The organism is Microcoleus sp. LEGE 07076, assembly GCF_015207455.1.
GTDB lineage: Bacteria > Cyanobacteriota > Cyanobacteriia > Cyanobacteriales > Microcoleaceae > Microcoleus.
This window is the reverse complement of sequence record NZ_JADEWV010000014.1, coordinates 1-18,114: the sequence shown is the minus strand read 5'-3', so window position 1 is coordinate 18,114 and position 18,114 is coordinate 1. Positions and strand designations below refer to the sequence as shown.

12 protein-coding genes are annotated in these 18,114 nt (G+C 47.0%); 6 read left to right on the top strand and 6 right to left on the bottom strand.

Going from position 1 to position 18,114, the window contains the following annotated elements; all coding sequences use genetic code 11:
- Positions 1–143: 143 nt before the first annotated feature.
- Entirely contained in the window at positions 144–3,689 is a 3,546-nt protein-coding gene (locus tag IQ270_RS03930; RefSeq protein WP_193971953.1) for a bifunctional diguanylate cyclase/phosphodiesterase, read from the bottom strand.
- A gap of 137 nt (positions 3,690–3,826) precedes the next feature.
- On the opposite strand from IQ270_RS03930, the gene IQ270_RS03925 reads away from it, so the two are divergent.
- Positions 3,827–4,828 (top strand): zinc-dependent alcohol dehydrogenase family protein, encoded by a 1,002-nt coding sequence (locus IQ270_RS03925; RefSeq protein ID WP_193971952.1) that lies wholly within the window; start codon positions 3,827–3,829, stop codon positions 4,826–4,828.
- A gap of 290 nt (positions 4,829–5,118) precedes the next feature.
- Here IQ270_RS03925 and argJ read toward each other — a convergent pair whose 3' ends face one another.
- The 3 genes from argJ to IQ270_RS31790 all read right to left on the bottom strand — a co-directional run bounded on the left by argJ (position 5,119) and on the right by IQ270_RS31790 (position 7,295).
- Complete coding sequence (gene argJ, locus IQ270_RS03920; protein WP_193971951.1) at positions 5,119–6,360, bottom strand: bifunctional ornithine acetyltransferase/N-acetylglutamate synthase; 1,242 nt, start codon at positions 6,358–6,360, stop codon at positions 5,119–5,121.
- A gap of 504 nt (positions 6,361–6,864) precedes the next feature.
- Positions 6,865–7,059 (bottom strand): hypothetical protein, encoded by a 195-nt coding sequence (locus IQ270_RS03915; RefSeq protein ID WP_193971950.1) that lies wholly within the window; start codon positions 7,057–7,059, stop codon positions 6,865–6,867.
- 113 nt (positions 7,060–7,172) lie between these two features.
- On the bottom strand, positions 7,173–7,295 hold the full coding sequence (locus IQ270_RS31790) for a hypothetical protein (RefSeq protein WP_255532362.1): 123 nt from the start codon (positions 7,293–7,295) through the stop codon (positions 7,173–7,175).
- Between the two features lie 356 nt (positions 7,296–7,651).
- Between IQ270_RS31790 and IQ270_RS03910 the strand changes: the two genes are divergently transcribed.
- The 4 genes from IQ270_RS03910 (at position 7,652) to IQ270_RS03895 (ending at position 13,932) form a co-directional block, all read left to right on the top strand.
- Positions 7,652–8,746 carry an ArsA family ATPase gene (locus IQ270_RS03910; RefSeq protein WP_193971949.1) on the top strand — a complete coding sequence of 365 codons (1,095 nt, stop codon included), beginning with the start codon at positions 7,652–7,654 and terminating at the stop codon, positions 8,744–8,746.
- Positions 8,747–8,960: 214 nt separating this feature from the next.
- Positions 8,961–11,894 carry a CHAT domain-containing protein gene (locus tag IQ270_RS03905; RefSeq protein WP_228056062.1) on the top strand — a complete coding sequence of 978 codons (2,934 nt, stop codon included), beginning with the start codon at positions 8,961–8,963 and terminating at the stop codon, positions 11,892–11,894.
- A 6-nt stretch (positions 11,895–11,900) separates the two neighbouring features.
- A complete protein-coding gene (locus tag IQ270_RS03900; RefSeq protein ID WP_193971948.1) occupies positions 11,901–12,326 on the top strand; it encodes a hypothetical protein in 426 nt (141 codons plus the stop codon).
- A gap of 280 nt (positions 12,327–12,606) precedes the next feature.
- Positions 12,607–13,932 carry a hypothetical protein gene (locus IQ270_RS03895; protein ID WP_193971947.1) on the top strand — a complete coding sequence of 442 codons (1,326 nt, stop codon included), beginning with the start codon at positions 12,607–12,609 and terminating at the stop codon, positions 13,930–13,932.
- A 238-nt stretch (positions 13,933–14,170) separates the two neighbouring features.
- On the opposite strand, the gene IQ270_RS03890 is transcribed toward IQ270_RS03895, so the two are convergent.
- Positions 14,171–16,084 (bottom strand): heavy metal translocating P-type ATPase, encoded by a 1,914-nt coding sequence (locus IQ270_RS03890; RefSeq protein WP_193971946.1) that lies wholly within the window; start codon positions 16,082–16,084, stop codon positions 14,171–14,173.
- A gap of 178 nt (positions 16,085–16,262) precedes the next feature.
- A complete protein-coding gene (locus tag IQ270_RS03885; RefSeq protein ID WP_193971945.1) occupies positions 16,263–17,363 on the bottom strand; it encodes a flagellar assembly protein H in 1,101 nt (366 codons plus the stop codon).
- A 291-nt stretch (positions 17,364–17,654) separates the two neighbouring features.
- On the opposite strand from IQ270_RS03885, the gene IQ270_RS03880 reads away from it, so the two are divergent.
- Positions 17,655–18,114, top strand: a 460-nt coding sequence (locus tag IQ270_RS03880) for a MerR family transcriptional regulator (protein WP_193971944.1), incomplete at its 3' end; no start/stop codon positions are given.

Here is an 18,114-nt window from a genome sequence, read left to right as displayed (position 1 = left end):
CATTAGTCTTTGGTAATTGGTAATTGGTAATTGGTAATGAGAAGTCAAAACTTAAAACTTAAAACATTCTTTCTGACTAATGACTGCTGACTAATGACAACTGACTAATGACCAATGACAACAGTCAACCGTTAACTAACAAATTACCATTGTGGTTGACTTTCTATCAAAAGTGTGGCGGCGATGCTGTCAACCGGCTTTGAGAAAAAGTATCCCTGTCCGTATTCGCATTGCAGCGCTCTGAGCAAATTAAGCTGTTCGATGGTTTCGATTCCTTCAGCAATTACGTCCATACCTAAATGACTGGCTAAAATTAAAATAGTCTGTACGATGGCTTCGTTTCCTTCATCTTCAGTCATGCGGCTGACAAAAGCTCGATCGATCTTTAAAGCATCAGTGGGAAAAGTGTGCAGGCGGCTCAAAGAAGAATAGCCAGTGCCGAAATCGTCAATGTATAATTGAATTTCTAAACTTTTCAATTGGGCGAGGGTAGCGGCTGCTGATTCGGCATTGTCCATGATGACGCCTTCAGTAATTTCTATTTTTAAAGTGCGGGGGTCAAGCTGAGTTTCGTGTAAAATTTCCCTGAGGCGATCGATTAAATCCGGATGTTTGAATTGTTCGTTAGAAAGGTTGACGCTGACAGTCAACGGCGGATTAGCTGGGAAATTTTGGTGCCACTGGTGGATCTGACGGCAAGCCGAGCCCATCATCCACCAACCAATAGGTACAATCAATTTAGTTTCTTCTGCAACTAAAATAAACTCGCCGGGAGATACTAAACCCCGCAGCGGGTGATACCACCGCAGCAGCGCTTCAAAACCCCTGATCGTACCGCTGGTTAGAGAGACGATGGGTTGGTAGTAAAGCCGAAATTCCTGAGACTCGAGAGCGCGCCGCAAATCATTTTCCAGTTGTAAAAGGGCGACGGCGCGAGTGTGCATACTTAAGTCAAAAACTTCGTGGCGAGCTTTGCCCAATCCCTTAGCGTGATACATGGCAGCATCTGCATCTCGCAGCAGTTCTTCGGGTCGATCGTACAACATTCGGAACGGAACATTGGGAACAGGAGACTCGGAAGAGAAGTCAGACAAAGAAGTTGGTCGATCGATATTTCCGAGATTTTCTGGATTAGACTGTTGGCTGTTTTCCCCCGGCTCCGGAGGCAAACCAGAACAAACAATGCCAATGCTAGCACTGGTAAAAACTTGATATTCGTTGAGGTAAAAAGGCTCTGCCAGTTCCGCTTGCACTCGTTCGGCAATGTGGATCGCATCCTCGGTATTTTTGATATTTTCCAGCAAAATAGCGAATTCGTCGCCGCCGAGACGCGCAACGGTATCGCCAGCGCGCAAACAAATCTCCAGCCGCTGCGCGATCGCGATCAGCAAGCGATCGCCCACTAAATGCCCCAAACTGTCGTTGACAACTTTAAAGCGGTCGAGATCGATAAACAGCACCGCAAACAAAACCTCGGGACGGCGTTTTGAAAGCTCGATCGCGTGACCCAAGCGATCGAGAAATAAAGCTCGGTTGGGCAAACCCGTCAGCGTATCGTGCAAAGCATCGTGCAGTAACTTCTCTTCTGCTATTTTGCGGAGGGTGATATCTTCGACAGTGCCTTCGTAGTAAAGCAAACTGCCGCCTTCCTGGTCGCGAACAGCCCGGCCGTTTTCGGAAACCCAGATGGTGGTGCCGTCAGCGCGGTAAACTTGGGACTCGAACTCCGACACAGAACCGTGTTTTTCGATCGCGCGCAAAAACTCGACGCGGCGGTTGGGATCGACATAGAGTTGGCGGTCTATGTTGTGGATGTTTGCGATCAGTTCCGGGGCCGAGGAGTAGCCGTAAATTCTCGCCAAAGCAGGGTTAGCGCTGAGGTAGCGCCCGTCGGGAGTTGTCTGAAAAATTCCCTCGATCGCATTTTCAAAAATGCTGCGGTATTTCTCCTCGGCTTGTTGCAGCGCGAATTCAGCCTGTTTGCGAGCGCTGATATCGGTCAGCGTGCCGAGAAAGCCCAGAACATCCCCGCTACTGGCAATTTCCGGCACTGCTTGCCAAAATACCCAAGTTGTGGAATCTCCGTTGCAAAAGCGGTACTCTAACTGACAACACAACTTGTCTTTGACAGCGCCATACCACTGGCTCAAAACGCTCTCGCGGTCTTCTGGATGCAAACTATCGGTCCAACCTTCGCCAAGTGCCTGCGGTGCCGACAGTCCCGCCATCTCCAAAAATCGCTCGTTGACGTAAAAACAATCTCCAGCCGCGTCAGCGCGGAAAATCCCGACAGGCAGGATTTTTGCCAGGGTGTAATAGCGATATTCGCTTTCTAACAGGGCGCTGTCAGCTACTTTAGTCTCGGTGATGTCAAACATCGCGCCTTGAAGGATGACGGACTTGCTGGCTGCGTCGCGAACTGCGATGGCTCGATCGCGGAACCAGACGACTCGACCGTTGCGGGCGATCGCGCGGTATTCTGAAACCAGGGGCGCATCGCCAAAGATATCTTCCGCCTCGCTAAATTTCTTTGTGGCGTTTTCCACCAACACGCGAGCGCGGTCTTCTGGGTGAACGAGTTTCAGCCACAGGTCGGGGTCGGCCCTCCATTCAGCTACAGAATAACCCAGAAAAGTCTCGATTTGCGGACTGATGTAAAGTTTGGCAGCGGTGCGGTTGAGGGGAGAAATGTAGGTGACAGCCGGCATTTGTTCTACCAGGGCGCAGTATTTCGCTTCTACCGTGGACAGCGCTGATTCTAGGCGCTGCCGCTCTAATTCGGCGGTGGCCCGTGCGGCAAAGATCCTGAGAATTAGTCGGAATTTAGTTAGAGATGCTTCTATCAGAGGTCGATCGTCGAAAATACAAATAATGCCTAAAGGTTCGCCGTAACAGTTTTTGAGCAGGGTTCCTAGGAAACTGCGCGCACCTGTAACTACCGCTCTGCGGTCTTGTGGGAAGTTTTCCAGCAGGTTGTCGGGACAGGAGTAGATTGCTTGCTCGAACACCAGCATTTCGGGAGTGTTGGCGGTGTCGCACTCAAAGTTTGGCTGTTGCTGTCCGCCGCTCCAAAAACTGATAACTTGCAATCTATCGGGAATCGCATCGCTGCGCTCGATCGACTTAATCGACTTGGCCGCCAAGGCGCTGCGAACTCCCAGTGCACAGGCCAACTGGCGAACTAAGGTATCAAAGAATTCTGCTCCCCCCGGCGCATCAGTACCTGCTAGGATGTGGCCGAGCAAGTCTTCATTTAATTCCGGGGAATCGCTGACAGCGGCTTGGTTGTTGGCATACTGGCGAGAGCGATTTTGGGCCATCTCTCCCTCCACGCTCAAACTTGCTGTTTTGCTGGTGGAATCGCCGACAACAGGTGAAGAATTTACTGTTGGGCGCTGTTGCTGGGGAAATAATAGAGCGCGGCAAATACCTAAAACTTTACGCCAGAATCTGTCAGCGACGGGCAACAGATTTAAGTTGGGGAAAATCAAAAAGTTTTTCTGAATTTTCAATTTTGCAGGTAAATCGTCGTTTAATTCTGACAACTGTCGCTGCTCTTCGGCGGGGGGCAGACTGGGAGGCCTTCGCTGCAATTTGAGATAAATCGCTCCGGCAAAAGCTGAAGTCGCCGATAATCCTAGAAGGTATGCAAGAATCTCAAAGTAAAAAAATAAATCTCGATCAAACATTGATCTACACCGCTCGACAATTATAGTAGTTATCTGAAGCCAATCTATTTATTAAAAATAACTAAGTATTGTCACGAATGGGTAGCGCCAACAAGGTACGATCGCAGTGAAGGCGACAAGAGAGCTAATACCACCCTATGAAAGCGATTGTTTTTGAAACGCCCGGAAGCGCGTCCGTATTGAGACTGCAAGATATCCCCGCCCCTACTATACAAACAGAAACTGAAGTTTTGGTACGGTTGCGGGCGGCGGGGATCAATCCGATCGATACTAAGTTGCGATCGCGCGGCACTTTTTACCCGGAGAAAAGTCCTCACGTTTTGGGGTGCGACGGTGCTGGAGTTGTAGAGGCTGTCGGTGCTGCGGTGCAAAGTTTCCAAGTGGGAGACGAAGTTTTTTTCTGCAACGGCGGTTTGGGCGGCTCGATCGGTACTTATGCTGAATTTGCCGTTGTCGATCAACGTTTCCTCGCCATCAAGCCTGCTGCTTTAAGTTTTGCTGAGGCGGCGGCTGCACCGTTAGTTTTAATTACAGCATGGGAATCGCTGTACGATCGCGGGCGGTTGCAAGCGGGGCAAAAAGTGTTGATCCAAGCTGGTGCCGGCGGTGTCGGCCACGTTGCGGTACAGTTAGCTTCGTTGCTAGGCGCTGAGGTTTGCACCACTGTTAGTTCCTCTTCAAAAGCCGAATTTTGTAAATCTTTGGGTGCAGATTCAGTTATTTTCTACAAAAATACCGATGTTGTCGATGAAGTTTTGACTTGGACTCAAGGACAAGGAGTTGACTTGGCTTTCGATACAGTCGGGGGAGAAACTTTTTACCGAACTATTGCGGCTGTGAAGGTTTATGGAGATTTGGTAACAATTTTGGAACCAGATCAGGCTTTGGGGAATTTGAAAACAGCGAGGATGCGAAATCTGCGAATTAGTCTGGAATTAATGTTAACTCCGATGCTGCAAGGTTTGGTGGAAGAACAGGAACAGCAGGCTCGTATTTTGCAGCAGTGCGCTAGTTTGTGCGATCGTAATTTGCTCAAAATTCACGTCAGCAAAACTTTTCCGATGGCACAAGCTCAAGCTGCCCACGAACTGTTAGAAACAGGCTCAGTAACAGGTAAAATTGTTTTACTCATTTCCTGACATTTGAGATCAAATCCGGTAGCATCGGAATGATTGAACCGCGAAGACGCTCTTGACGCGAAGTCAGAGAAAGAAGTTGTGGCGGTTGCTATATGACTGGGTGATATCGTTTCTGGTTGGATCGGAATGATTTAACCTTACTAGAACACAGAGAACACAGAGAGATTAGAGAGAAATGAATACTGGACGATGAAAACAGGAATTGATCTGAAATTGTTTTTGATTCCTATCTAACCCGCTCCCGTCGGGTGCAAGTCCTGTGGCAGTCGTTTCCAACTGCCCAGACTTTTTTAAGTGGTATACTCCGCATTAATTTTTACGTAGTCGTAACTCAAATCGCATCCCCAAGCCTTGGCAAAACCGTCGCCATTCCCGACACTAATCTGAATTAAAACTGTGTCTTCCTTCAAATATTCACCGCCCGCGGCGGCTTTCATATAATTACTCGCAGCAGCGCGATCGAACTCTTTGGGTTGTCCGTTTTCCATCATCAAAAAATCTCCCAATTGAATCCGCAAATTCTCTTGTTCAAAAGGTACCGCAGCGCGCCCCGCAGCAGCAGCAATTCTGCCCCAATTCGGATCTCGTCCAAAAATAGCAGCCTTCACCAAAGAAGAACCGACTATTGTTTTGGCAATTTTACTGGCAGAAACTTCGTCGGCGGCGCCGCTAACTTGCACTTCCACTAAACAAGTTGCACCTTCGCCGTCGCGGGCGATCGCCTTTGCTAAGTACACGCAAACTTCTGTCAGCATCGCTTCTAGTTTTTCAGCATCGGCATCCATTTCTGTAATCGCCGGCGTGCGGGATTGGCCGTTAGCTAAAGCAATTAGCGAATCGTTGGTACTGGTATCGCCGTCAACAGTAATTTGATTGAAACTTCTGTCAGCCGCCCGACTCACCATTTCTTGCCATAAATGTGACGACACTGCTGCATCGCAAGTTACAAATGCTAGCATTGTTGCCATATTCGGGTGAATCATTCCCGAACCTTTGCAAATGCCGCCGATTCGCACGGGTCGATCGCCAAACATGGTTTCCAGGGCGATCGTTTTCGGCACTAAATCAGTCGTACAAATAGCTTTCGCCGCCGCATCGGAACCAGTTTCGGATGCTGAGGTAACTAATTGCGGAATTCCGGCCCTGAGCGGCTCCATTTTAATCCGCTGTCCGATCACGCCGGTGGAAGCCAAAAGAATCGATTCAGGAGGAATATTCAGCGCTTCTCCCAACAATTTGGCACTTTCGAGAGCATCTGCCAAACCTTGTTCCCCAGTAGCAGCATTTGCTTGTCCGGCATTGCACAAAATTGCTTTGGCGCTGGGTTTTGCTTGCAAGCGCTGGCGGCAGTAGTCCACGCAAGCGGCCCGGACGGTGGATGTGGTGAAGACTCCTGCGGCGATCGCGTCTACTTCTGACAAAATTAAGCTTAAATCCGGCAAGCCTGAAGGCTTTAAGCCGGCTGTAATTCCCGATGCTCGATACCCTTTCGGTGCTGTAACTCCGCCGTCAATTACTTTCCAGTCCGACATGATGACCTCCCTAGTAGCCTTCCATATGCTGAAAAGGGATTATATCATTTTAGATTTTAGATTTTAGATTTTAGATTGGAGATTTTCAGGGGTTTTCTGGTTCCCCGGCTGTGTGTGGAAATTCACTTAAGCAAGGCTCAACCTGACTTTTTGTCTCTAACCAACCCAACAAAATTCATCGCGACTTCCTCTATCGATATCGAAATCGAGAAAAAGTCGCGACGGTTTTCTAACTGTGGTTATTAATATTTAGTTGAAAAATAACATATTCGATTCAACTGTCTCGCCGTTTGAAAAACGAGTTATTGGCGATCGGCACTCGCCTCTCTACCAGCATCTAAACCAACTTTAGCAGCCGCACGGCTCAGCATGGATTCCTGACGATTTTTGACGAGGTGTTTCTTGTGCGTCGTCTGGCTGCGAGCTTTTTACCCAGCAGACATAACTGGTTTCTCCAAATGCTAGGTAATAGGTTTGCGGGCCGTTGGGGAAATTGAGCTGGCCTTAGCTCATGGTGGCGTTGCTGCGATCGTAGCTGGCTCGAAGGCTGGGCTGTGGTTTGCCTTGAATGTGGCCCCAGTAGTGGGTATCTTCCATCCCGACTTCGGTGGCGGTGCGGTTGAGCATCGATTGCTGCCGATTCTTTACCATGTGGTGGTGGCGCATCATCAGAGAGCGGGCTTGATTTTCGGTAGACATATGCGGTTGCTCCGTATTTTTTGATTTAATTTTGTGCTGTTTTTCTGTTGCTGATATCACTATAACAGATATTTCTGTATCTAAAGCTACTAAAAGTCGATTGTCACAAAAGTTTATAATTTGCGGTTGATCGAGAGTACAGAAAGTGCGATCGGGCTTTGGGCGATCGAGAGTGCAGCCTCAAGCAGCAGCAATTGGCAGTTTTTGCCAAAAATTGCCAGATTAAATATAGTCACAGGCTTAAGTAGCGAATGGTGCCAGAGGTTGGGGTGCGAGTTGGACAGAGACCAAAAAACCGCAGCCCAGAATCAGCCAACCGGAGTTGGTCTATTTTTTTGGGCATTTACAATGGTTTGCGATTTTTGAAGCCTGGCTTGATGCCCGATCGATCTTGGCGATCGCATCCAACCAAACTCTAGAATATTGCAAGATCGGTTTGCTTGTAGATAGATCCGCAACAGGTGAATATGTCAAACTGTAAAAAGTTAAATCAGTCAAAGTCTGGTCAAAAGTAACCAGGACTTAAGCCAGTAATGGCTCAAAGCATTGATAATTCCTAATGTTACTGAAAATTTGGCACTGAGAACAGAAAATGGCTTTGATTTTGACATTTTTAGGCAAAGGCGGCACTGGCTGCAGTACGATCGCGATCGCAACTGCTAAAAAATACGCGGCTCAAGGCAAGCGAGTTCTGCTGTTTAGCCAAGATCCGGGCCCTGCATTGGGTATTCTGCTAGGAGTTCCCCTGAATGTCGAGCCCGTGGAAATCGCCCCCAACCTCAAAGCAGTTCAGGTGCAAAGCGCGCCGCTGCTAGAACGCAGGTGGGACGAAGTTAAACAACTAGAAGCTCAATACGTCCGCACTCCGTTTTTCAAACAGATTTACGGTCAAGAATTAGGGGTGTTACCGGGAATGGACAGCGCCCTGGCGTTGAACGAACTTCGGGAATACGACGAAAGCAAACAATACGATGTAATTGTTTATGACGGCAGCGGTAACATGGATACGCTGCGGATGCTGGGAATGCCGGAAATTTTGAGCTGGTACATCCGCCGCTTCCGCCAAGCTTTGGTGGATTCGGATTTGGGCAAAGCTTTGTCGCCTTTTATTCAACCAGTTGTCAGTACCGTGTTAACTGTGGATATGTCGGGAGACAATGCTTTTCAATCTACTAAGCAAGTGGATAATCTGTTGGATAAGGGTAAGGAAGCGCTGGCAGATCCGAACCGCACGGGGGCTTATTTGGTGACGACTGCGGATGCAAGTGCGATCGCCACAGCTCGCTATCTGTGGGGAAGTTCTCAACAAGTTGGTTTGACTGTCGGCGGTGTAATTGTTAATCAAGCAGCGGTTACAGAAGCGATTGCTGCTGATTTCGCTCCTTTGACGGCTGTTTCGGTACCGGCACACAGCGACAGTAACTGGCAGCCGCTAATTGATGCTTTGCCAGATTTTTCTGAGGTCAAAAATGCTCCTAAACCGATTAACATAAACACTGCACAGCGTCAAGTTAGTTTGTTTTTGCCTGGGTTTGACAAGAAAGAAATTAAATTGATTCAATCCGGGCCGGAAGTGACGATCGAAGCGGGCGATCAGCGTCGCAATATTTTGGTTCCTCCGGCGCTGGCTGGCAAGTCTGTTACTGGTGCTAAGTTCCAAAGCGGTTACTTGATTGTTTCTTTTTAGGGTAAGAAACCAGCTCGTTTGTAGTAAGGACTAAAGTCCTTAGTTTCCCGAAAATTACGTGGGGTAGGGAGACGGCAATGCCGTATCCTCCGCGGCCAAAGTCAGGACACGGCAGTGCCGTTTCCCTACAATTAATCGAGGGTAGGGAGACGGCATTGCCGTGTCCTCCGTTGCTTATGTTACAATCTCCAGCAACACATCACCCACCCAGCCAATGTTCCGACAAATTTGGCAACGCATCCTCAATCTGTGGCGGCTTCTTAAGCGACATTTCCGCAAAGGAGCACCCCCACCGCCAAAGCCAACTCCGATTCGCTCTTTTGGGGAATACGAACAGAAATTCATGGCACTGTTAGAGGGTGTTGAAGAAGGCTGGAGTCGCGGCGAAATTAAAGGCTTTTTAATCGGTAGCAAAATCAATGATGCTGAGTGGGTAAACTGGCTGCAAGATTTTGGAGAAAGGTTGCTGGTATCGCCGGAAACGCATTTAGAATTGGGTGGGCGGATGGTGCGGCTGGGTGAGATGAATTGCGGGAGAATTAGTGAGGTTGCTGGGAAGATTGGTAGGGAATTGTTGGCTGGGGAGAGTTTGAATCGGAAGGATGCGGAAGATTCATTTGTTGGGAATGAAAATATTGTTACTGAATTGTTTGGAAGGGAGAGTTTGAGTTTTCCTACAGATAATTTATCGGCGACTAATCAAGGGGAATCAAACTCGCAGACAACATCTATAGGAAGACAAATGAGTAAAGAGGCAAAAAAATTACTTTTTCAAGCAGTAGAACGTTATCAGGCAGGAGATTGCGAAGGGGGGGATGCAACCTTAGATCAAGCCTTAAAAATTGACCCCCAATTCCTCACGGTATTGCTTGCTTGCCTAAATGATTTGCCTCGCAACAGAGAGGCACTCTCGCAGCTAAAATTTATAGGAATACAAATAAGTAAAAAACCAGGAGAATTATTTAATAGAGGAATAGAACGTTGTCACGCAGGAGATTTAGGAGGGGCGATCGCAGCCTTCGAGAAAGCCTTAGAAATTGACCCCAAATGCCACATTGCCTGGAACAACCTGGGCGTTACCCTAAATGATTTGGGCCGCTATAGTGAGGCGATCGCAGCCTTCGAGAAAGCCTTAGAAATTGACCCCAAATTCCACTATGTCTGGAGCGGGCTGGGCCTTACCCTAAAAGAGTTGGGCCGCTATAGTGAGGCGATCGCAGCCTTCGAGAAAGCCTTAGAAATTGACCCCAAATACCACTATGCCTGGAACGGGCTGGGCATTACCCTAAATGATTTGGGCCGCAACAGTGAGGCGATCGCAGCCTTCGAGAAAGCCTTAGAAATTACAGGCAATCAATTCTGGGAAGCTTGGGTAAATCGAGGTTTGGCATTTTTCAAATCCGGGAGCTACATTGAAGCCATTCAAAACTGGGATGAAGGCTTACAGAAATATCGGCCCAGCAACCGCGACTATCGCGAAGCTTGCGGCAATTTGCACCAGCAAAAAGGCGAGGCACACTACGAACAGGGCAAACAAACAACCACTTATTTTGAGTTTTTCCACAAAGCCAAAGCCAGCTACGAACAAGCCCGCGAATTCTTGAAATCTCCCCTGATCCCAGAAACTTATTTAGAAGTAATGGAAGGCTTAATTACCGTCTGTCGCAGCTTGGGAGATCCCAAAACCACAGAGTACCTTACCGAAGCTACCACCGTCTTAGAAAATCTAATTTTAGACAATGAAACTGTTCCCGAAATCAAACAGCGACTCCAGCGCAAATTTGCCGGACTTTACCAATTAGAAGTCGATACCCTCGTTGAGTCTGGCAAGAAAGCAAACGCCCTGGAAAAAGCCGAAGCCCGGAAAAACTTTTGCCTGCAATGGATGCGCGCAGCTTCACAAAACCGTACCGAAAGCCCGACTTATCCCCAAATCCGAGACTTACTGGCAAACAACACCGCAGCGGCGATTATTTACTGGCATCTCAGCCCCGTTTCCCTGACTGCTTTTATCATTACCGTAGAAAAGTTTGAAGTTATCTGCACACCTGTCACCGATATATTCGCAAAGCGCAACAGTCAGAGTTTAGAAAAATGGCTGGGAAACTGGAAAACCAACTATCAAAATTACGGCCAAACTACCAGCAAACAGCAAAGCAAAGAATCCCATCCCTGGCGCGAGTCAATGACAGCGCAATTGCCACAACTCGCTGACATCCTCAAAATTCCCGAAATTTGTACGCACCTCACCAATATCCAACACTTAATCTTAATTCCCCACCGCGACTTGCACATCCTCCCCCTAGATTCTCTGTTTTTTCCTCCCTTTTTCGCAGAGTCTTTTACAGATACTCGGCCAATCAAAATCCGCAGGATTACCCGCCTGCCCAGCGCCCAAATTGCCATCCAACAGCAACACCAAAACCCCACCGCAACTGCGCCAAATTCACTGCTGATGGTAGAGCACTCACAAGGCAAAAGCGCCTTAAAATTCACCCAAATAGAAGCAGCGGCTATCTGTCAAATTAACCAGACTGAGCGCGCCTCCAATGCAACCACTAAAACGGCAATTAGTGAAGCACTAAAAGCCAATAGCGGCATCTTTCATTATACAGGTCACGCCTACCACAACACCGAAAAATCCGAGGCTTCGGCGTTAATATTAGGCGAAGACGAAGAATTGAAGTTGACCGAGATTTTACAGTTAAAATTAGTCAATTATTACCTAGTCTGCCTCAGCGCTTGCGAAACCGGCATCACCAACAAAGGCGAGTTAATCGATGAATTCGTGGGCATAGCCAGCAGCTTTTTGCCGGAGACTAATTATATTATCAGTACACTGTGGCGAGTGGACGAACGTTCTAGCGCTTTGTTAATGATTTATTTTTACCAGTTATGGAAGCAGGGAATCCAGCCGCCGGCAGCCCTGCAACAAGCAAAAGATTGGCTCCGAGAGCTCACGAATGGTAAGCTAGGCGAGTGGTACGCTGGAGAGTTGCTGCCTTTGCTGATAGAGGCTGAGTTTGACAACATCTTTTTCTTTGAAAGGGAAGCCTCACGACTGCAAAAAAAATTAGCTAAAATAGATGAGAAACCCTACGAGCACCCTTACCACTGGGCTGCTTTTACTATCACCGGCAACGGCTAACATATTATGACTTCTACACAAGTTACTTTATCGGGATTCGATCAGTTTGCGCCGAAAGCTTTTTTAATCGCCCTCGCGAGATATGAAGCACCTCTTTCGCCTGAGTTGATAGCTGAAGTGAATAATGTTGGCGAGGCTTTGGTCAGTGGTAAGTTAGAAAAAGCGGATTTGCTAATTAATATAGCTCAAAAAGATGCGGCTTTTTCTGAGTGCTTTAATAAGGCTTATGAGGATTTGCTGGAACTTGATGAGTCGGAGGAAAAGAATAAGTTTCTTCCTGAGTTAGATGAAAATACTCCGCCGCGAGAGACTGATGATTATAATAATTTTTTGGCACCTCCTTTGACTAATCCTAATCCGCAGAGTGTGGCGAGAAAGTTGTTGGGAAAGGCTACTGATTTGGTGGAACGGGTTTATCGGTTGAGGTTTTGATTTAAGGGCACCGGGCGAAGATTATCCGGCGGTTGAAACCTCTGCTACACACGGAGGCCACCCGGCGGTTGAAACCGCGGCTACACAAACGATGTCCGCCTACGCGGATTAAGAGTGGCTGTTGGGCGGTTAAAACGGCGATTTCCAATCGCCGAATGACCAAGGATGTAATATTATTCTTTAGTCCGCGTAGGCGGACTTGGTTTGTGTAGACGCGATTTCCAATCGCCGAATAATTTTATTTTACTAAGTGAAAAACTAACCATCAGAAACATATTTTATGCTCAAATTAGTTGCTCCTACCCTGAATTTATTTAGCTACACTCTCAAACAAGGGTTGGGTGTCGGTGAACCGGAAACTCGGAAAGTTTACCGCCGATTTTTAGAGGGTTTGTCTGCACAATTGCACAAAAAGCTGAATGTTTCCTTTACCGCTGAACAAAAACAAAAGTTTCTGGCGCTACATGAGAAAACAGTAGCCGATTTACCTTTTACAGGAAACCTGAACAACCATCAAGTTAAGGGCCGCTACCGCCGCTGGAATGTTAGCGATAATTATCAACTTTTATTTGACGGCTACGTTGATGATAAGTATCAACCTGACCAAGTTATTAAACTGATTGAAAGTTTGCAATATTTAATTCCCCAACCACCGAAGTTGGAAAATATCGGCAAAACTTGGATGCTTTCGGGTTGGCTGGAATCTGGGACTGATTTGGAAGCGGAAGAACTTGCAAAACAGGTTTACAAGTGTTTGTTTGCAAAAGATGGTGTTTGTCAAGGAAGCGGTGAGTTTTTGGGCGGGAAAGTTGCTGAGTTTTGGGGCGATAAGATTGAGGATAATTTGCAACTTTTGGTGATTTTATATCCCGATGAAGCTGCTTTTCGGGAATGCAGCAATTTTTACATAAGTTGGCTGGATTTGCTGTGTTACCGCCATAAAATTATTTGGGCTTATGAGAAAAGTTTATTTTTAAAAGAACGGTTGGTGAGTAATTACAACCAAATTGTGGAGATGAGAAATACTTCTCGACTGAATCTCCAGAAGCTGATGGATGCGATGGGGAAATTGTCTGAGTTTGCGATCGACCTTAATTACCTGGAGCTGCAATATAGTACAATTAACGTTAATCTGGAGAAGTATGAGGCTAAGTTGGCTGAAATTCAAGCTCAGGCTAGGCCTACGGACGATTTGAGTTTTTTGCAGGATTTTTGGGACAAGGCCAAACAAACTTATCCCAAGCAAATCCAAAAAGATATTGACAATTTTCGTCCTTGTTTGGAAATTTTGCGGAGTTTGACTGATACGATTAGAGGGACGGTTGAGATTCGGAAGGCTGAGAGCGATCGCACTTTTCAAAATATTGTTGGTATTGTCGGAGTCGGGCTGTCTACTGGCGGTACTATAGCCTCTGCAAGTGCCAATTACAAAACAGAAATCGAAGCAAATCCCGTTATTAATACTGCCATCAATACGCTATTCCCATTTTTTGAACCTGGTTCGGGATTGAGAATAATTATGGGATTTACGATTTTATCAGGAGTGGCGGCTAGCTTGCTGACTGCGATAATTATAGTTTTGTGGCCACGCATTTTCCGCCGTTAGTTTTGCAAAAAAAATCCCAAAGTCCTGTAGGTGCGGGTTCACCAACCATCTATGAAACCCACAAACAATTTCATAAACCCGCCCCATCCCCGCCATTATTTACATGAACATTTTACCAATAAATTCATCGTACATTGGAATTGTTGGTGGGGAGGGCGGGTTTATGAGATTGTTGCTTTTTATCATAAATTGTTGGTGAACCCGCCCCTACAAATTCGTCTGGTAACGAGTAATTTAATTACTGTCTCAGCAGTCGCAAACCGCTCAGAGTTACGATTACTGTAGAGCCTTCGTGACCGACTACACCTAAAGGCATGGTAATATTTCCGAAAAAATTAGCCGCCAATAACAGGATAATACAACTAAGTGCAAAAACAATGTTTTGTTTGACAACATTTTGAGCGCGGCGGCCTAAACTAATTGCTTTGGCTAGTTGCTCTAACTTATCTGCCATTAATACGATATCAGCCGTTTCTAAAGCGACATCGCTGCCGGAAATACCCATCGCAATGCCGACTGAAGCTTGAGCGAGGGCAGGTGCGTCGTTGATGCCGTCTCCTACCATTGCGACGGTTTGATACTGGGTTTGCAGTTGTTTAATGACGTGAACTTTGTCTTCTGGCAAAAGTTCGGCGTACACCTGATTGATGCCTAATTGGCGGGCGATGTGTTGAGCGGTTTGCTCGTTGTCGCCGGTTAGCATAATTATATGTTCTATGCCTAATTTTTGCAAGCGTTTTACTGTGGCTGCTGCTTCGGGGCGGAGGGTATCTGCTACTGCAATGATTCCCAAAAGCTGACTGTTTTTTGCCACCCAAACAACGGTTTTGCCTTGGGCTTGTAACTGATGGCTGATTTGAGTTAATTCGGAAGTTGCTTCGACAAAATTGGCTTTACCAATGGCAATGATTTGATTGTTAACTCGGCCGACAATGCCGCGGCCGATTTTTGCTTGTACGTCGGTAGCGGTTGACAATTGTAACTGTTGCTGCCCGGCGGCGCGGACAATTGAAGAGGCGATCGCGTGTTCGGAATGAGCTTCCAAGGCCGCAGCTAATTGCAGAACTTCTGTTTCAGTATATCCGGCTGCTGGTACAATTTGGATAACTTCAGGTTTTCCGGTGGTGAGAGTTCCGGTTTTGTCAAAGGCGATCGCCCGGACTTTACTAATTATCTCTAATTGCGCGCCACTTTTAAACAAAATTCCTTGTTTCGCCCCGTTAGCCATGCCGGAAAGCAGCGCAGGCATAATCGAAGCCATCAGCGCGCAGGGAGAAGCCACTACTAGGAAAATCAGCGCCCGATAAATTGTATCTTCCCAATTCCAGCCCAAAATAAAGGGCGGCAAAATTGCCAGCAACAAGCCTAAACCGACAATTAATTTAGCATAACCGCGCTCGAATTTTTCCACAAACATTTGAGAAGGAGGCGCTTCGGTTTGTGCTTGTTGCACCAGCCGAATCACTCGCTGAATCAAGCTGCTTTCGGGAGTTTTATGAACTTCGAGTTTTAGCGCGCCGGCACCGTTAATTGTACCTGCATAAACTTCATCGCCGGTGGTTTTTTCAACTGGGATCGATTCGCCGGTAATCGAGGCTTGGTCGATCGCGCTGTAGCCTTCAATAATTATCGCATCTGTGGGGACGATTTCTCCGGGCTTGACTAAAAGCCGATCGCCAATTTCCAATTTGTCGATCGCCACCAACCGTTCCCCATCGTACATTATCACCCTAGCAGTATCCGCCGTCAAACTCATCAAACTGCGAATACTGCGTTCAGTCCGCTGCATCGCATAACCTTCCAGCGCGCCGCTAATTGCAAAAATTAAAATCAGCACCGCACCGTCAACAATTAAATGATATTCTTGGCGCCACAGCCCCAAACCAGCCGCACCTAAAGCAGCAACAATCATCAACAAATCTACATCTAATTCATGTTCTTGAAAAAGCGTAGTCAAGCCTTCGCGGGTGCTGGAATAGCCGCCGATCACGTAAGCAGCGGGCAAAATTAACACCGCTAAGCCCAGCCAACCGACTTGTAGGGCGATCGAGCCCAAAATTACCAGAATTCCGCACAGGGCGGCAGTCACAGCATCGGGGTGCTCTGCGGCGAGGCGCGACAGGCGCGAGGTGGGGAGGGAATTGGGAGTCATGGGAAAATTTGACTTGGTAGAATGACTCCTGCATCGTAAACCTTGACATTAATGTCAATGTCAAGCTTTTGGTTTAAATTCCCTGCGGGTAGGGAAACGGAACTGCCGTTTCCTGTCTTTCCTAGAATTGAAAACCCCTATAAACTGTCGGTAAAGTCGATCGCGCTCAAAACAAATTCTACCCTGGTATCTGTCCCAATCTGCTACTCAATTCATCAGCCGATAACTGAGGCAATTGTTCCAACAACAATGTCAACTCTGCGACAGGTAAAGCCAACAAATTAGCAACCAGTGTAGGTAAACTATCGCCAAATTCATTTAACCGCAGTGCCAAGACATTTTCTGCTAACAATCTCACCGCTTCTTGCCTGCCTGCTGCATCCACCGCGAGCATAGATATCGCCAGTAAAATCACCGTAAACTCGGCAGCAGGTATCCTGGACACGGGAGAGAGAAACGCTATCATCAACGAGTCTAGTTCTCCAAATCTCACTCGCAGAAAATTCTCTAAAATTAAGCGCTGTTGTGCTTGTCTTCCTTGTTCTAATCCTTGTTCTAATCCTTGTTCCTGTGCTGCTTGTAACTGTTCTTGAAAGAGAGGTGCGATAGTCATAATTAACTCCCGGTCTTCTATTTCTATGGGCTGTTCTAAATCTGCTACTAAGTTTGATTGCAGTCGATACAGCAATTCTAACGCATTAGTTCGCAGGGGGTTGTCTGTAGCCAAGGCGATCAACTCAGCCACTGCTTTTTCCTGCACCTTTCCTCTGCCCAAAATCCTCAACCACAAGGTTTCGGGAGTTTTTGGCAACTGATGGATTACCACAATTGCCGATCGCAAATATTCCCCCAAAAAATAGATTCCCGGCATCCAATTGGGTTGGTCTGGTTGCGCCCGAAACCCGTTTAACAGCGATTCTGACGCTGTGGGAGTCAGAATCCACAATTTCGGAAAGTCATTTTCGTTAAGTCGAATATTCTCTCTTCTGGCTTCTCGCTCTAATTCGCCCTGAATATCAAACAATTTGCTGATGCAACCGACAACTTCCCTGATAGTTACCGGGTTGCGGAACGGTTCAAAAATTGCCGTCGCAGTTGCTAGTTGCCCCAACAATCCTAAGTTTTCGATATGTTCTGGGACTGTGGCTTCATGAGTAAAGTAAACATCGATTTCTTGCACTTCGGAAGTGACATCGCGACCGATATTGACTGTTCCTAATGGAGACAGCATCTCTTCTAGGTATTCTTTGGCAAAGCGATCGTGAATTAATCGAGTCATTAGATTTTATATTTAAGATTTTGGATTCACTACATCAGTTGACTTTATCATGCTTTATAGCAATATTTTAGCTTTTAGTTTATTAAAAAAAAGCAATTTTCAAGATATGAATTACTTTATTCGTCGTAATAACAATTCTAAAGATTGACTTCGATCAACGATTAAACGCTCTCAAATAAAAATATTTATTATAAAAATTGCATAGTCCCGCGCCGGACAAGGCAATGCCGTTTCCCTACAGATATCGGATATAATTTAGAAGATTTAGTCCTAGTTTGCAGAATTGGTGTTGTGCAACAAAAATACCTGACAATCAAACAACTTACAGAAGCGGTAAAAGGCACAATTACCCCTCGGATGGTGCGGCACTATCACGCTTTGGGGCTGCTATCTCCGGCGGTGCGATCGACCTCCAACTACAGACTGTACACCCTCCGCGACGTACAGAAACTGCAAAAAATTGTCGCACTCAAACAACAAGGCTTTCAACTGTCTCACATCCGCAAACTGTTAGAAACTGACAGCGATGCTTCCGGCGAGACGCTGATGGCGGCTTTGCAACGGCAATATCTGGAGGTAATTCAGCAGATTGTTCGCCTCAGAGAAACGGCATCGGCGCTGGAAGGATTGCTGGGGCGGGATCTTTCGTGTCAAGCGGCGCAAGCGGGCGCATTGGCGCAATTGAGGCTGTTGCAGGCCGAAACTGAGGGGGAGTTGGAAGGGTTGGAACAAGTTTGGGAGGGTTGGGATG

What these genes read in the sequence shown, in the direction of transcription:
- IQ270_RS03895 (WP_193971947.1), top strand. Translation starts at nt 12,607, where the DNA reads ATGCTCAAATTAGTTGCTCCTACCCTGAATTTATTTAGCTACACTCTC.
- IQ270_RS03930 (WP_193971953.1), bottom strand. Translation starts at nt 3,689, where the DNA reads ATGTTTGATCGAGATTTATTTTTTTACTTTGAGATTCTTGCATACCTT.
- IQ270_RS03890 (WP_193971946.1), bottom strand. Translation starts at nt 16,084, where the DNA reads ATGACTCCCAATTCCCTCCCCACCTCGCGCCTGTCGCGCCTCGCCGCA.
- IQ270_RS03910 (WP_193971949.1), top strand. Translation starts at nt 7,652, where the DNA reads ATGGCTTTGATTTTGACATTTTTAGGCAAAGGCGGCACTGGCTGCAGT.
- IQ270_RS03925 (WP_193971952.1), top strand. Translation starts at nt 3,827, where the DNA reads ATGAAAGCGATTGTTTTTGAAACGCCCGGAAGCGCGTCCGTATTGAGA.
- IQ270_RS03915 (WP_193971950.1), bottom strand. Translation starts at nt 7,059, where the DNA reads ATGTCTACCGAAAATCAAGCCCGCTCTCTGATGATGCGCCACCACCAC.
- IQ270_RS03905 (WP_228056062.1), top strand. Translation starts at nt 8,961, where the DNA reads ATGTTCCGACAAATTTGGCAACGCATCCTCAATCTGTGGCGGCTTCTT.
- IQ270_RS03885 (WP_193971945.1), bottom strand. Translation starts at nt 17,363, where the DNA reads ATGACTCGATTAATTCACGATCGCTTTGCCAAAGAATACCTAGAAGAG.
- IQ270_RS03900 (WP_193971948.1), top strand. Translation starts at nt 11,901, where the DNA reads ATGACTTCTACACAAGTTACTTTATCGGGATTCGATCAGTTTGCGCCG.
- argJ (WP_193971951.1), bottom strand. Translation starts at nt 6,360, where the DNA reads ATGTCGGACTGGAAAGTAATTGACGGCGGAGTTACAGCACCGAAAGGG.